15 protein-coding genes are annotated in these 15,290 nt (G+C 50.6%); 5 read left to right on the forward strand and 10 right to left on the reverse strand.

The window, feature by feature from the left end; translation table 11 throughout:
* Positions 1-329: 329 nt before the first annotated feature.
* Positions 330-1,505, reverse strand: a complete 1,176-nt coding sequence (locus KNP74_RS09975) for a PstS family phosphate ABC transporter substrate-binding protein (protein WP_214764272.1) — start codon at positions 1,503-1,505, stop codon at positions 330-332.
* Positions 1,506-1,537: 32 nt separating this feature from the next.
* Positions 1,538-2,404 (reverse strand): nucleotidyltransferase-like protein, encoded by an 867-nt coding sequence (locus KNP74_RS09980; protein WP_214764273.1) that lies wholly within the window; start codon positions 2,402-2,404, stop codon positions 1,538-1,540.
* A 168-nt stretch (positions 2,405-2,572) separates the two neighbouring features.
* Between KNP74_RS09980 and KNP74_RS09985 the strand changes: the two genes are divergently transcribed.
* Positions 2,573-2,932, forward strand: a complete 360-nt coding sequence (locus tag KNP74_RS09985) for a YgzB family protein (protein ID WP_034780966.1) — start codon at positions 2,573-2,575, stop codon at positions 2,930-2,932.
* 28 nt (positions 2,933-2,960) lie between these two features.
* On the opposite strand, the gene perR is transcribed toward KNP74_RS09985, so the two are convergent.
* Positions 2,961-3,392: a peroxide-responsive transcriptional repressor PerR gene (gene perR, locus KNP74_RS09990; RefSeq protein WP_029596002.1), complete on the reverse strand. Its 432-nt coding sequence runs from the start codon at positions 3,390-3,392 to the stop codon at positions 2,961-2,963.
* Positions 3,393-3,583: 191 nt separating this feature from the next.
* Here perR and KNP74_RS09995 point away from each other — a divergent pair, with 191 nt between their 5' ends.
* Positions 3,584-4,882, forward strand: a complete 1,299-nt coding sequence (locus KNP74_RS09995; protein ID WP_214764175.1) for a glutamate-1-semialdehyde 2,1-aminomutase — start codon at positions 3,584-3,586, stop codon at positions 4,880-4,882.
* Between the two features lie 33 nt (positions 4,883-4,915).
* Here the strand turns inward: KNP74_RS09995 and KNP74_RS10000 are convergent, their stop codons facing one another.
* Entirely contained in the window at positions 4,916-6,553 is a 1,638-nt protein-coding gene (locus KNP74_RS10000; RefSeq protein ID WP_034780970.1) for an ABC transporter substrate-binding protein, read from the reverse strand.
* 93 nt (positions 6,554-6,646) lie between these two features.
* On the opposite strand from KNP74_RS10000, the gene KNP74_RS10005 reads away from it, so the two are divergent.
* Both KNP74_RS10005 and KNP74_RS10010 read left to right on the forward strand, forming a co-directional pair.
* Positions 6,647-7,879, forward strand: coding sequence for an MFS transporter (locus tag KNP74_RS10005; RefSeq protein ID WP_214764176.1), 1,233 nt, complete (start codon positions 6,647-6,649; stop codon positions 7,877-7,879).
* Between the two features lie 53 nt (positions 7,880-7,932).
* Complete coding sequence (locus KNP74_RS10010; protein ID WP_214764177.1) at positions 7,933-8,349, forward strand: thiol-disulfide oxidoreductase DCC family protein; 417 nt, start codon at positions 7,933-7,935, stop codon at positions 8,347-8,349.
* Between the two features lie 13 nt (positions 8,350-8,362).
* Here the strand turns inward: KNP74_RS10010 and KNP74_RS10015 are convergent, their stop codons facing one another.
* From KNP74_RS10015 to mutY, 5 genes are all read right to left on the reverse strand, one after another.
* Positions 8,363-9,511: a DUF3238 domain-containing protein gene (locus tag KNP74_RS10015; protein WP_214764179.1), complete on the reverse strand. Its 1,149-nt coding sequence runs from the start codon at positions 9,509-9,511 to the stop codon at positions 8,363-8,365.
* Between the two features lie 91 nt (positions 9,512-9,602).
* Positions 9,603-11,351 carry an ABC transporter ATP-binding protein gene (locus KNP74_RS10020; RefSeq protein WP_214764180.1) on the reverse strand — a complete coding sequence of 583 codons (1,749 nt, stop codon included), beginning with the start codon at positions 11,349-11,351 and terminating at the stop codon, positions 9,603-9,605.
* A 36-nt stretch (positions 11,352-11,387) separates the two neighbouring features.
* The gene (gene ntdP, locus KNP74_RS10025; RefSeq protein ID WP_021067741.1) at positions 11,388-11,930 is read right to left on the reverse strand and encodes a nucleoside tri-diphosphate phosphatase; all 543 of its coding nucleotides are present in this window, start codon (positions 11,928-11,930) and stop codon (positions 11,388-11,390) included.
* Between the two features lie 89 nt (positions 11,931-12,019).
* Positions 12,020-12,445, reverse strand: coding sequence for an SRPBCC family protein (locus KNP74_RS10030; protein ID WP_214764181.1), 426 nt, complete (start codon positions 12,443-12,445; stop codon positions 12,020-12,022).
* The gene (gene mutY, locus KNP74_RS10035; RefSeq protein ID WP_214764182.1) at positions 12,432-13,466 is read right to left on the reverse strand and encodes an A/G-specific adenine glycosylase; all 1,035 of its coding nucleotides are present in this window, start codon (positions 13,464-13,466) and stop codon (positions 12,432-12,434) included. Before mutY ends, KNP74_RS10030 begins: the two co-directional genes overlap by 14 nt.
* A 110-nt stretch (positions 13,467-13,576) precedes the next feature.
* Between mutY and KNP74_RS10040 the strand changes: the two genes are divergently transcribed.
* Positions 13,577-14,536: a metal-dependent hydrolase gene (locus tag KNP74_RS10040; protein ID WP_251130148.1), complete on the forward strand. Its 960-nt coding sequence runs from the start codon at positions 13,577-13,579 to the stop codon at positions 14,534-14,536.
* A gap of 27 nt (positions 14,537-14,563) precedes the next feature.
* Here the strand turns inward: KNP74_RS10040 and KNP74_RS10045 are convergent, their stop codons facing one another.
* Positions 14,564-15,097: a YceI family protein gene (locus KNP74_RS10045; RefSeq protein ID WP_214764184.1), complete on the reverse strand. Its 534-nt coding sequence runs from the start codon at positions 15,095-15,097 to the stop codon at positions 14,564-14,566.
* Positions 15,098-15,290: the final 193 nt, after the last annotated feature.

Raw genomic sequence — 15,290 nt, forward strand, 5'->3', positions numbered from 1 at the left:
CCGCCAGCGTTCGTCCTGAGCCAGGATCAAACTCTCCAAAGAATTTGATATAGCTCTTTAAAAATGACGAAGCTTGCGCTTCATTCAAACATTGTAAAACTTTTTTGCCTCATCGTTCAGTTTTCAAAGTTCGTCTGCCGCTCTTGGCGACTTCATTAATTTATCACGTCGTCTATCTCTGCGTCAACAACTTTTTTCACAAATTGTTTTACTGAAATAATCTTTCGCCGTGACAACGTTTATAACTATAATCTCTATTTACCACTTCGTCAATAGAAATATCACAAAAAATAAAAAAAGGTTGAGCCCCTTTAGCGAGGCTCAACTCTTCAATCTTGCGCTAACGGAACGTAACCCGTCCGTTCTACCAACGTCTGCCCTTCTTCAGACGTCATCCAATCCAAAAACGGCTTGTACGTTTCATAATTTTCTTCTGTCGTGATGGCATAAAATTCAGAAGTGATTGGATACGTCCCGTCAGCGATCGTCTCGACCGTTGGAGCGATTCCGTTCACTTGAAGTAATTTAATGTCATGGTCCTCTACCATCTCGGTCGCGTAATAACGGAAAGAAAAGCCAATCGCATTCTTATGATTGTGGTAGGCTGCCGTCTGCTTGATAATCCCACCCATTCCTTCCGGGACATCTTCTACTGGGGCATCCATCAGTTTCTCTTCCCCCATCACCCGCTGAAGAGCAGTCTGACTCCCGCTCCCTTCTGGACGTTGAAATGCTCGAATCGTATCAGTCTCGCCTCCGACCTCACTCCAATCATCGAGATCTCCCGCATAAATTTGCTGTATTTCTTCTAATTTGAGAGAGTCAACCGGATTGTCTTCATGTACAAAAAAGACAAACGCTTCGCGCCCAATTGGTGTCATGTTGAACTCCACACCAGCCTTCTTAGCCGCGGCCACTTGAAAATCTGATGGTCCGGCAACAAAGATGATGTCCGTCTTCCCTTGAATCAACCGATCGTACGCTTCTCCTGTCGTCGTTGAGACGACAGGACTCTCCTCCGTACTATACGGATTATATTCGTCAGAAGGATAAACCGCTTCGACAAAAGACGCATACAGTGGATATAGTGCCGTAGCACCATCGAGGCGTGGGAGATTTGAATCGATTCTAAACGAAGATGGCGCATCGAGCTTAGCTAAATCGGATTCCTCTTTAAACGGTTGATAGTCAAACAACTCAACACCACGTTCTTCAATCTGCAAACCCTCTGTATACACGTAGTACCCTTTCACTGAACCGAAGAACACGACTCCAATCACGGTTCCAATCAATCCGACTCGTTTGAGTTGCCCCTTCGTTAACGACGAAAAGTCATATAGCGCCATAATGAGAATTAATAAAGCGGCAACGTACCAAATGGTCCAAAGGATCGGGCGTCCTCCTGCAATCGGATTGCCCATCGTAAAGAGTGCTGTAAAGACCGATATGACTGCGGTCACAAGCACAATCAACACACTACCGAATATAAACTTGACGATTTTCATCTGATTCAACTACTCCATTCGCTTCTATATAGTTAGGCGATCTCATAGGCGATGGCTTCGACTCCAACACCTTTTGTCGGTCGCGCGACCGAACGGACATATCCTTTGCGGACAAGGAACCCGACGATACTACCTAGGTCGACTTTCAATGCTTGCAAGTTCGGGTGTTCCATTAATTCCGAGAACGGCCACGGTTCATCCCGTTGTTGCATCGTTTGTAATAGAAGAAGAGTGCCGGGCAACACTTTCGATTGAATCAAATGTTCAATGCCGATGATTACCAAATGAATCCGCTGTTCTAGCGATTCTTGTCCGCTCACCAGTTCTTCATGTAACTTATATATTTCCAAATCGAGTGTGCGCACTTGCTTCCACAATACGATTTCCGGATGAATTCCGGCCTCCAACACCGACAACCGCGCCAAATGAGTCAAGGCATGATGGATTTGGGTGAAAGCATCTTGATGCTCCTCTTGTAAAAATAAGCTTCGTCCATCTTCAAAGCGTCGCAACAACTTCGCAAAAGCAAGGGACAGTTGAAGACGTTGCTCATCGTTTGAGAAATTACGAAGACGTTGTCGCAAGTCTAATAAAAACGTATTTCGTTCGAACAAGACCATCCCATCTTCAATCCAGTGGATGGCTCGGCGGTTCTCGTTCATTAAAATCCAACGATCCATCATCAAATCACTCACGAGATGAAGAATGATTTTCTCTTGCCCGACTTGATAATGTTTCACTGTCCAGAACGGTTCTTCCCTTGCTTCAATCACAATCAACAGCCGGTCCGATTGATCGGTCAAAGGGTCTCTCGGCCGTTTCTTTTTCACTTCAATGATGCCAAGCGTTGTCTTCAAGGCCGCATATTCCGAATAGATCGTGCGCGTCGCATACTCCATAGTCACCTTGATACCTTCTTTCTATAATGATGAACTACAAACGTCCACCCCATAATCTGATACAAAAATGATTCGCCTTCTTTTAAAATTCTCCTGCCAGCGATTGTATGAACTTCTCACGGTCGTGCAGATGAGCTATAGTAAAGACAGACATGGAGGGATTACGAAATGAAAAAACGGGGGAATAAAATCAACCGCGCTCGAAACCTTGCGTTGTTGCTCGTCTTTGCGGGAATCGGAGTCATGTATCTCGGCCTGTTGGCGAAAAGCATCACATGGCTGATGATTATTTTCATGTTGCTCGGCTTCGTGATGGTGTTATCGAGTTCAGCGCTCTACTTTATTATCGGGATGGCATCCACGAAAGCCATCGTCGTCACTTGCCCGAATTGTGAGAAACCGACAAAGATGCTCGGCCGGGTCGACTTATGTATGCACTGCGACGAACCGCTCACGATCGATCAATCGCTCGAAGGTAAAGAGTTCGATGAAAAATATAATAAGCGTCAAACCCATTCACACGAATAAAAAAACATCCTCTGCCTGAGGATGTTTTTTAATGTTTATGCGCTTGTTCAGCTTGGCAAGCTGGGCACGTCCCGTATACTTCAAGACGGTGACGATCGACTTTGAACCCTGTCAATTGAGACGCGACCGATTCGATCTCGTCGAGGACCGGATAGTTGAAGTCGACGACTTTCCCACATGCATCACAGATGATGTGGTAGTGACGCGACGTCACAAAATCAAAGCGACTCGAAGCGTCCCCATAGTTCATCTCTTGAACGAGTCCGACTTCTTTAAAGACGCGCAAGTTATTGTAGACGGTAGCGACACTCATGTTCGGAAATCTCGCCGAAAGTGCCTTATAAATGTCATCCGCTGTCGGGTGACTGTGCTCCGTGACGAGGTACTCCAAAATGGCCTGGCGCTGAGGCGTCATTCTGACTCCATGTTCTCGGAGCGACTGAACAGCATGGTCAAGCATTTCGCTTCCCACGTCAATCCCTCATTTCTTCTATAAAATTCATGCGAAATGTCAGTTAGAATTAACCTATTTCTTACATAGTAATCTTTATAAATAGTGTACTGATTTCTTGAACGGTCGTCAAACGTTGAGCTTATGCGGTTGACGGCTATGATACAATAAGTGCGAATTTGTAAAAGGAGGCAATACATATGGCAACACCATCTACACGCAACAATTCAGACGTTTTGTATACCGACGCCTTGACGCACATCGTCGGCGGGGTCAATAGCCCTTCCCGCTCATTCAAGGCAGTCGGCGGCGGTGCACCCGTCTATATGGAACGAGGAGACGGCGCTTATTTCTATGACGTCGACGGCAATCGCTATATCGACTATTTGGCGGCGTACGGACCGATTATCACAGGCCACGCCCATCCGCATATCCATAAAGCGTTGATTGAGGCGTCGTCTAAAGGGCTCCTTTACGGGACACCGCACGCGCTTGAAGTCGAGTTCGCGAAAAAACTAAAGGCGGCCATCCCGTCAATGGATAAAGTCCGTTTCACCAACTCAGGGACCGAGGCGGTCATGACGACCGTTCGTGTCGCTCGCGCCTATACCGGTCGTGAGCTCGTCGTCAAATTCAGCGGTTGCTATCACGGTCACTCGGACTTGATGCTCATCGCGGCAGGCAGTGGACCGGCCACGCTCGGCTCACCAGACTCAGCCGGCGTCACACGAGCTACGGCGAAAGAAGTCATCACCGTGCCGTTCAATGACGTCGAGGCGTTCCGAGACATGATGAGCGAATGGGGAAGTCAAATCGCCTGCGTCCTCGTCGAACCGATTGTCGGGAACTTCGGGATCGTCGAGCCGAAACCAGGCTTCCTCCAGACCGTCAATGACATCACCCATGAACATGGTGCACTCGTCATTTACGACGAAGTCATCACGGCGTTCCGTTTCACGTACGGAAGCGCCCAGCAAGTGTACGGGATTGAACCGGATATGACCGCACTCGGGAAAATCATCGGCGGAGGCTTGCCGATTGGTGCCTATGGCGGTAAAGCTGAAATCATGGAGACGGTCGCTCCGCTCGGCCCAGCCTATCAGGCCGGAACAATGGCCGGCAACCCGGCGTCGATGGCAACGGGTCTCGCTTGTCTCGAGGTTCTCGAGCAACCCGGCGTTTACGAAAAGCTCGACACACTCGGTGCCGAGCTCGAGGCCGGGATTCGTGAAGCCGCAGAAACACATGGTGTGACCATCACATTGAACCGTTTAAAAGGTGCCCTTACGGTTTACTTCACGGACGAGATTGTGACCGATTACGAAGGCGCCGAAAAATCAGACGGTGAAGTGTTCGGACGTTTCTTCAAATTGATGCTCGAGAACGGTGTCAATTTAGCCCCTTCGAAGTACGAGGCTTGGTTCTTGACGACTGAGCATACCGAACAAGATATCAAAGAGACGATTGCCGCTGTGAATCGCGCGTTCGCCCAACTATAAGCAAAAGGAGATGCCGCGGCATCTCCTTTTCGTTTACACCGAAGGCCGAATCCACAGCTGGTCGTAGCGGGGGTGGCCGAACACATCGACTGGAACTTCCCCTAGAAAGCTCGGGAATCGCCGCTCTCGGGCCACGTGATACAGAGGAATAACAAGTGCTGCTTCTGTCAAATAACGCTCGACGTCACGATGGAGCCACGGCCACGCACTCATATCGGTCTGACGGTAACGGTCCATCATCGTCCGGAGCTCCGTTTCATGCGCGATTAACTTGCCGACGAGTGACAATTCACTCGTCAAAAACGCGAGAAACGCCAAATCGAGATCTTCGCTCATCATCTCCCCGCATAAAATCAAATCAGCACGGCGGAGCGTCTCCTCTTGTAGTAACGAGGCAATCGTATACGTCTCGGTCTCAACGATAAAGCCGGCTACGCGCAACTGTTCCGCGACAAGCATCGCGTCTTCTGTCGCAACGTCGAACGGCAAATGCAATAGACGCAGTGGACGGCGCGAACTTCCCGTTGCTTTTGGTGCCGCCACCGGTCGACTCGCCTCCGGGAAAAAACCATGGGCCACTTGATGACGCTCTCCTCCCAAGTCGACGAACGCTTCTTTATGGATTGCCTGTTGAATGGCAAGTCGTGTGTCCATATCATCTTTGAGCCAAGAGTGCTGCAAGTTGAACATGAGATAACGCGCCCCGGCCTCAGCGATCCACTTGACGATGCTCTGATCATCACCGGCGCTCCACTTGGCGTAATCCGTTTCTGAGAACGTGACAAATTCGACCACATCTAATGAAGGACGCGGTCGAAGCCCACGCTCGAACGCCCGCAACCGGACGACTTCTTCGGACCGTTTCTCCAATTTGAACGGTCCCGTCCCGACAATTCCTTCTGCCCCTTCATACGTAATGGATGCCGGCGTTTGGGCAAGTAAACGTTCGATGTAGGCCCGGTGCGCTTTCGTATGGATGTCAATGACGTAAGGCGCCGGCGATTCGACCCGTTCGATTGGTGCGAACAACCAAACTTGTTTTCCGCGAGCCAATAATCGATTCAACGAGTAAACGACATCTTTGGCGGCTAACGTCATCCCGTTGTGGAATGTGACGCCTTTTCGGATATAACACCGAAATCCGAATGTCACTTCTTCGATATGATGGGCAAGGGACGTTTGGACCGTCGTCCCATCCCATTCGAAGAGGCGATCGAAGACGTGCCGAGACAAGGACGCCTCCATCGCGATATGGATGTCGAGCGGGTCGAGTGATTCAAGCGTCCGGGTACGCGGGAACACGAATCGGTCTTCTTCCGTCTGTTCGAAACCGAATCGACTCCAAATCCGGGCTTGAATCAATTCCCGTAACGCGGGTGGCCACTCCCACTCCAACCATTTGGCCGCGTCCGCCATCGAGGCCGTTGAGAATGAGGTTTCGACCCAGTCGTTCAGCGTCCGGGCAAACCCCGACTGAAAGCGGAGTATCGATTCATGACCCCGCCCTTTTCCGGCCTGATATTCCACCCAGCCTAACGTTTGCCACGCCTTGATATCACGCTTCACTTGTTTCTCACTATAGCCGACCGCTTCAACCGCTTCCCGCAACGTCACTTCCCTTTTGCCCGTCTCTATCGTGTGGCGATAAATCGCCACCAGTTTCGCATTCATGACCTCCCCCCCTAAAAGTGGACATGTCCAAATATTTTGTCTCTTTTTACCAAGTGTAGTCCACGTTTAAAGTAGTGACAAGGAGGTGCTCACATGAAATTCAAATATTTTCCAACCAATGTTCGGCTTCGACTCGTCTGCGGCTTTTTCATCCGCATCGTCGGCTCGGCCATCTTTCCATTCATGGCTTTATACTTTTCAGAAGAACTCGGCAAAATCGCTGCCGGGATCATCATGACGTCATTCGTCATCGTCGGGTATGTCACCGGCTTGTTCGGTGGGTACTTCTCGGATCGCTTCAATCGCAAGCATGTCTTACAAATCGGCCAACTCATTCAAATCCTTTGCTTCATCGGAATGACGGTGGCGATTCACCCATCAAACAATTGGGCACTCGCCGTGGCCATTCTCTACTTCGGTCACGCGGTCGCCAACGGATTGAACTATCCGGCCTTGGAGGCGATCGTCATCGATTCGATGGAAGAATCGAATCGGAAAGCGATATATGTATATGACTATTGGCTCGTCAACTTGGCTATCGCTGGCGGCGTCATGCTTGGTGGTGCCTTCTATCGTGACTACCGCTTCGGCTTGTTTGTCGGGATGACACTCGTTTTGACGATCACGACGATTGTCTTGCAACGCTATCTCGTCGATTCGCATCAAGGCAATCGGTCGACGCCGGCCAATCCGATTGTCGGCGTGATTCAAAACTACCGGATTGCCCTCAATGACCGACGCTGGATGTTATTCGTGCTCGGCAGCATGCTCGTCTTCTCGACCGAGTTCCATATGGCGAACTATATCGGTGTTCATTTGGCGGAATCGTTTCAACAGCGCTCGATCGTCGGCGTTCCGTTCGATGGTGTCCGAATGATGGCGTTCATGCAACTCGAGAATACACTACTCGTCGTCGCCGTCACGTTCGCCGTCACTGCATTTGTGAAACGGTACCGTGAGAAATACGTGTTCTTCATCGGCTTGTCGTTATACATCACGGCGTACGCTGCCATTACGTCGATGAACTCGTTCCTGATTCTCGCCGTCTTGGCCGTTGTCTTCACGGTCGGCGAATTGATGTACTCGCCGATCCGCCAAGTGAAACAAGTCGATTTGCTCGACCCGGAGCGTCGCGCCTCGTACCTTGCTTTCGGTGGACTCACATTCCACGGGGCCAAACTCGTGGCCGCGGCCGGGATTGTCGTCGGAGCATTCATCGGACCCGTGTTCATGAGTGGCTACATCTTCTTGTTCGGAGCGCTCGGTGCCTACCTCTACTACGTCTCGCTATATAAGATGGAATCGGTGCGCCAGCTCGCCGCATAACGTTTGAAGTGACACCGGAACGGTAAAATGCAAGAGTGAAGGAGGAGAATCGTATGCCAGCCATTGTGTTATTTGATGGGGACTGTAACTTTTGCGACGCGAGCGTCCAGTTCATCTTGAACCGTGACGCGACGGGGAACTTTCATTTCGCCTCGCTTCAAGGCGAGGCCGGTCAAGCTTTACGTAAACGTCATCGTATCAACGACTCGGTCGACAGCATCGTGTTGATTCGCGATGGTGTCCCGTACATTAAATCCGATGCGGCGGTCCGCATCGCGGAAGGATTGGATGGGAAGTGGCGTTGGCTCCGGTTTGTGAGGTTCGTCCCAAAATCGATTCGTGATTTCGGCTATGATGTGATCGCTAAACATCGTTATCAGTGGTTCGGACAAAAACAGACGTGCAAACTGCCGACGCCGGAAGAACGGAGCCGATTTCTCGACCAACAATCAAAACCGCCGACTCGATGAGTCGACGGTTTTTTTAGTCCATACAGGTCAAGTACGTCCAGTGGCACTCCGGCATCGGATTACCCATAAAACTGACACCAAGATCATCCGCCCGGTGAATCGTCGTCCATGGGGCATCACCGACTTGAAGATACACTTCATGATGTGGCGATTGCGTATGACTTCCGGACAGCTTGAACGTAGCATTGTCCTTTAATTGCGCGACGATCGTATATTTGATGTCCGGCGCGATAACGAGCGGGTTGCCAACGGAATGTTGCAACCGATACGCCGCCCGCCCGCGGTCGATATCGACATCTTCGAGATACACTTGGTCGACAGAGGCGATATCTTCACCCGTCAAACGGTGATGCTTCGTATAGCCACGCGTCACATTCGCATCTTTTTTGATGGAGACGATCGGAATACCACTCAGCCCTTCGGCTTTCACTTCCGTCCGCGTCCGGTAGTCGGTCGCATGAACGTTATAAGGGCGACCGTCTCCTTCAAAATACGGATGAGGCGACAACAAGTTCGGGTTTTTAATCATCGGCGGGCGGATGAACGTCTGGACGCGAAGCTGAATCTGGTCCACCGTCTCCAAATCAGGTCGAATCGGACTGACGAGAAAATACATGACGTACAATTCCTTGTCCCGTCTCGTGTCCGTCTTCAATTCTTTGGCGAGTGACATCGCTTTGCCGACGGCGTGAATGAGACTCGTCCCCGGTTTCTCATCTCGCTTCACAGGGCGGAGCGCCCGCACTTCATACATCGTCGGCTCATGGAGCGGCGTCTCGTCCAAATAAGCATGGCCGACGACTTCGGCAATGCGTCGTCCTTGCCGGTAAATCGCATACGTTTCGACGTCAGCAATCGGGTCCCATTGGAGATGGGTGCCGTTCGAGGCGACGACTGCCGACGTGAGATGACGATTCCAGTACAAGTCGTCAGTTGGGTCCACGGCGGCCGTATACACTTTCGCCACTTCCCCTTGTTCGTCCGTGATGCGATAAGCGACTTGTTCTCCCACACCGGTCTCTTGATCGACATAGTGTTGATCGGTTCCTTCATACACATACTTCCCGTTCCGCGTGAGCCGGACCGTCCCTTCGACTGACCACGTCAGCTCGAGCGCGTCTTTTAGCGGTTTTACCGTAATTAATCCTTCCCCGTTCATCATTGGTTCATCCCCCTTTTGGCATGTCGTTTCTTCATTCCCGTCTCACTGTCAGGGAAAACAAAAAGACCTCGAGTTTCCTCGAGGTCCCGTCTCATTCGACGACTGCTAAATCTTGAATCATATACAAATCGTAATAGGCGCCGCGGCGACGCATTAGTTCTTCATGCGTCCCGGTCTCCATGATTTGTCCGTTATCGACGACGACGATTTTATCGGCGTCGGTGATGGTCGACAATCGGTGCGCGACGATGAGCGTCGTTCTGCCTCTCGTCAATCGCGCGAGCGAATCCTGAATCATCGCCTCACTCTCAAGGTCAAGCGCACTCGTCGCTTCGTCGAGAATAATGATTGGCGGATGTTTCAAGAAGACCCGGGCGATGGCAAGCCGTTGCTTTTGCCCACCTGACAGTTTAACCCCTTTCTCCCCGACCGGCGTATTGTAGCCGTCCGGCAAGTTTGAAATGAACTCATGGGCGTTCGCTGCTTTCGCGGCGGCGATCACATCTTCGTCACTCGCTTCCGGATTCCCCATCCGGATATTCATCGCGACCGATTCACTGAAGAGGACCGAGTCTTGCATGACCATCCCGATTTGGTCACGGAGGGCCCGCAGTTTAAAATCGCGGACGTCGGTGCCGTCGATTTTAATGCTGCCTGACGTGACGTCATAAAATCGTGGAATCAGGCTGACGAGCGTCGATTTCCCGCCACCAGACATGCCGACGAACGCGACCCGCTCCCCAGAACGGATGTGCAAGCTGACATCGTGGAGAGCCTGGGCTCCGTCTTTCTCATAAGCGAAGCTGACCCGGTCGAGTTCGATATCCCCAGCCGTTTGTACAGGTACGAAGGCGCTATGCTTCTCTTCGATGTCGTACGGCTCATCGAGGAATTCGAACACACGGTCCATCGAAGCGACTGATTGCGTGAGCGTCGTCGCCGAGTTGACGAGACGGCCGAGCGGTGCATAGAGACGGTCGATATAGGCGATGAACGCGACGAGCGTCCCGAGCGAGACGTCCCCTTGCAAGACGAGCCATGAGGCCGTCGTGAAAATCAAAATTGGAGCGATGTCGGTGATCGTCGAGACGACGACGTACGTCTTCGCGTTCCACCCTGTATGACGGAGCGCGGCCTTCAAGAAACCGCCGTTCTGTTCTTCGAACGCCTTGTTCTCATACGGTTCGAGGGCGAAGCTGCGGATGACGGCCATCCCGTTGACGCGTTCGGTCAAATGACCTTGAAGGTCCGCAAGGGCGGCCGAGCGTTCCCGCGTAAGCCGGCGCAATCTTCCGTAGAAGTAGCGAACGGCGATGGCGTAGAACGGGAGCGGCAAGATGGCGATGAGCGTCAATTGCGGGTCGATCGTGTACATGATGGCGATCGCGATTAAAATCGTGACCATATCGAGCCAAATGTTCATCAGGCCGGTGATGACGAAGTCTTTCGTCTGTTCGACATCGTTGATGATGCGCGAGATAATCTGTCCCGTCTTATTGTTCGAATAATAGCGGAGCGACAACTTTTGGACGTGGTCGAACAATCGGTTCCGGACGTCGAACAAAATCCGCGTCGCTGCCCATTGCGCCAAATATTGGCGCAAGTATTCAATCGGCGGCTTCAAGACGAGGAAGACGAAGAAGACGATGCTGAACAGCCAGACGAGCTCGGTATAATCCCTCGCCGGTTCCGGGTCTGTCAAATAGTTATCGATGACATATCTATAAAGGAGCGGCAACCCGAGCGGGATGGAAAATTTCAAAATCCCGACGAAAATGGTCAGCGCGATTTGTTTCTTATACGGTTTAACGAACTGTAAATAACGTTTAATACTACCCATTAGTTCCTCCTTCAAGAAAAAAGCGGAGATGAGCGATCATCTCCGGTAACGTGCTTCGTATTCGCGATACCATTCATCGACGAATGTTGGGTTGAACGGCCCTTTCCGTCCTCGAATCCAGTTAATAAGTTCTTGAACGTTCTGTTTCAAGATTCGATCAATCGCTTTCGGATAATTCATCTCGCGACGATGCCGCTCATATTCATCCTCATCTAAAATCGTGTACGACATATCCGGGAACACCTTGATGTCCAAATCGTAATCGATGTACTTGATGGCACGTTCTGCCCCATCGAACGTTGTCGGCGAACCTAGATTACAGTAGTAGTAAATCCCATCTTCGCGAATCATGCAGATGACATTGAACCAAAACTCAGATGAAAAGTAGCAAATTGCCGGCTCACGTGTTCTCCATTGCCGGCCGTCTGACTCACTGACCATGATGCGGTCATTGAATCCGATCATATCCGTTTTTGACGACTGAAGGACGAGCGTTTCTTCCCAAACGCGATGCAAAGTTCCGTTGTGCTTGTAGCTCTGTATCTCGATCTTGCTACCTGCTTTGGGAAATAAGCTCATAAGCTCCTCCTTTCCGCTATGATGCTATACAATTCTCATATTTAATTATAGCGACTTTCAGAACCAATGAAAAAGGAAATCTCTTATTTTCACGAATTTAGTGTTTTTTGGAATGCTTTGGCTCGCGCTTTGAACATCGGCCGGAGCACGAAGTACTCGACGAGGACAGTCGGCACGTAACTGTCGAACGTGACCTCATCGACCATAACGGCTTGCCCGTCCACTTGTTCGACGCGGTGGACGTGACTGAAACGACGGAACGGAAACGGCAACTTCACGCCTTGATCACAAAAGGCACGGTCTCCAGCCAATGTGATGGCGCTATTCCAAGGCAAAGAGACCGGCCCGACCCCGATACGGAGCTGAACGACGTTCCCCTCGACCGACGCCCCATCCCCAACGAGCGTCACTTTCGGGAAAGACGTCAGTTTTGATAAGAGCGAAGCGTCTTGAAGCAACGTCCATAATGTGTCCACGGACGTGTCGAATGGTGTTCGTACGTCAAACTGTCTCATCTTTCGCACCTGCCATCTGCTCTAATTTTTGTTGGGCGACCGATACGGTCACCACGTCTCGTGCCTCTTCGTCGAGCCAAGTCCATTCCCCTGCCGGTAACGTCTCGACTTCATATAAGTCGATGTACCAGACGATGTGGGAAAACACATGTTTCACTTGTCCAACATAGGTTCCGTTTAACTGTTCCCCCGTTCCCCGGTCTGTAAGCGGATATTGCCACATTCCAGCGAGAAGACCTGTTTCCGGCCGCTTCATATAGGCCGTGCGGCCCTCTTGTCGACAATAAAGCGCATCATACATTTCAATCCGAGACGCCCCTTTTTTCGTCTTGACCGGGAGTTCATCTTGAACGTTATGGGTATAAGCATAACAATCGTCTTGAACGGGGCAAAGCGAACACATCGGTTTTTTCGGCGTACATACCGTCGCCCCGAGTTCCATGATGCCTTCGTTAAAGTCCGAGGCATGCGCCGGGTCCATCAGTCGACGCACGACTTGCTCAAACAATTTCCGCGTTTTTGGGATGGCGATGTCGTCATAAATCCCGAATTGACGGGACATGACGCGCATGACGTTGCCATCGACGGCTGGTTCCGGCTGATTGTAGGCGATCGAGAGCACGGCCCCGGTCGTATACGGTCCGACGCCTTTCAGTTTTTCGAACCGCTCTTTTTCTTCGGGGACGATGCCGTCGTACACAGCAACGACTTCCCGGACGGCTTGATGAAGGTTTCGGACCCGTGAGTAATAACCGAGTCCTTCCCAATATTTGACGACCTCATCGGGTTCGGCCGCTGCCAATGCCTCAATCGTCGGGAAGCGCTCCATGAAACGGTTATAGTATGGGATGACGGTATCGACGCGCGTCTGTTGGAGCATGACCTCACTCACCCAGACACGATATGGATTCTTTTTATGACGCCACGGCAAATCACGCTTTTCACGATTGAACCACGTCACTAAATTCGTATTGAATTTTTGAATATTATAATTTGTGAACATTTTATCAACATTAAGCATTTCGTTTCCCCTTGTTTTAAAAATATTGTATGATGGAATGGATCAAATCATGCGGTTTTTCTACTTTATGGAGGTGCTGAAGCACATTGGATACTGCTACTCACATCGGTATGGGACTTGGTTTAAGTGCAATCGCAACGCTCAGTCCAGAAGTTTCAGGCGACGCACAACTGTTTCTAGCGATGACGGCGACGGCTCTTGTCGGGTCACACGCTCCCGACTTTGACACGGTCTTCAAACTAAAAGGAAATAGCACGTATTTACGCCAGCACCGCGGTCGTTCACATGGAATCACCGCACTCCTCGCTTGGCCGATCATCGTCAGCGCCGTCATCGGACTCGCGCTTGGCGTCAACCCAGCCTCGCTATGGGTTATGGCACAGATTGCCGTCTTGTTACATGTCGCAGTCGATTTATTCAACGCTTACGGGACGCAAGCCCTCCAACCATTCTCAAAAAAATGGATTGGTTGGGGCGTCATCGGAACGTTTGATCCGTACTTGTTCTCTGCATATTACGGGGCATATGTATTATGGCTTATCACGGGGGCGACTGTCCCGATTTTTGCACTGCTCATTGCGCTCGTCATCAGCTATTACGCCATTCAGTTCAAATTGCGTAATCGCGCGCTCGCCACGGTCGCCCGTCACTTCGCCGGCGCCCACGAGCTGTTCATCTCGCCGGGTATCGGCTGGGATGACTGGCACGTCGCCGTTCGATTCCGCAACGGTTTAGGTGCCGTCAAAGTGAAAAAAGGGACGGTCATCGAATGCGGTCGTTTCCGTGACAAGCCGATGCCAGGTGAAGATGACCTTCACTTCGTGGAAGCGCGTAAAAATGCGGATCTTCAATCGTTCCTCGAATTCTCGAAAATTCACACGTATACGGTCACACGCCACAATGGGATGATCGAGTATCGCTTCACGAACTTGCGTTATTTCGCGAAAGATATCTATCCGTTCGTCGCCGTCGTCATCGTCGACGAAGAATCGAATGAAGTGTTGTCTTCATTCACTGGCTGGGTGTTCAGTGAAGAGAGCTTGCAAAAGAAATTGGCCTACGAACAGTAAAAAGTCGCTCACAGGAGCGACTTTTTTTTATGCCTCTGACTCCGTGAACTGGAGCTCAAAGTCAAATTTGACTTTTTTATCGACGAGAACGCCACCCGCTTCGAGCGCCTGGTTCCACGTCAATCCGTAATCTTCCCGGTTGATCGACCCGTCCCCGGTAAAGGCGTGTTTCATGTTGCCCCACGGATCTTTCGCGCTTCCCTCGTACTCGACTTCGAACGTCTCTTCCCGGGTCGTCCCACGAATCGTCAAATTCCCGGTCAATTCAAATTCACCGCCACCTTTTGAGCGGAACGATGTTGACTCGAACACGATGTCCTCGTGCTGCTCCACATCGAAGAAGTCTCCAGACCGTAAATGGTTGTCACGGTCACTGTTGTTCGTATCGATTGATGCCGCCTTAATCATCACCTTCACGCTTGCGTTCGCGAGATCATCGGGTTGCCCGTTCGCCACGACCTGAAAATCTTTGAACTCTCCTTTTACTTTCGAAATCATCATATGCTTGACCGTAAAGTTGATGGTACTGTGTGCTGGATCGACTTGATATGTTTTTGCCATGAATCCGTCCACTCCTTCGATTTGAAATTGATACTAATATGATGTTTACCACAAATCTTGACTTCAAAACATATCAATTCAAATGTGACAAATTATTGTCGAAAAATTTTGACTTTTATCACACCGACCCATTACGATGAAAAAAGGGAGCTGTTGACTTACAGTAAAATGTAAGCGCATACATAGGAACCCT

It is taken from the genome of Exiguobacterium sp. s141 (assembly GCF_018618085.1).
Classification (GTDB): Bacteria; Bacillota; Bacilli; order Exiguobacteriales; family Exiguobacteriaceae; genus Exiguobacterium; species Exiguobacterium mexicanum_A.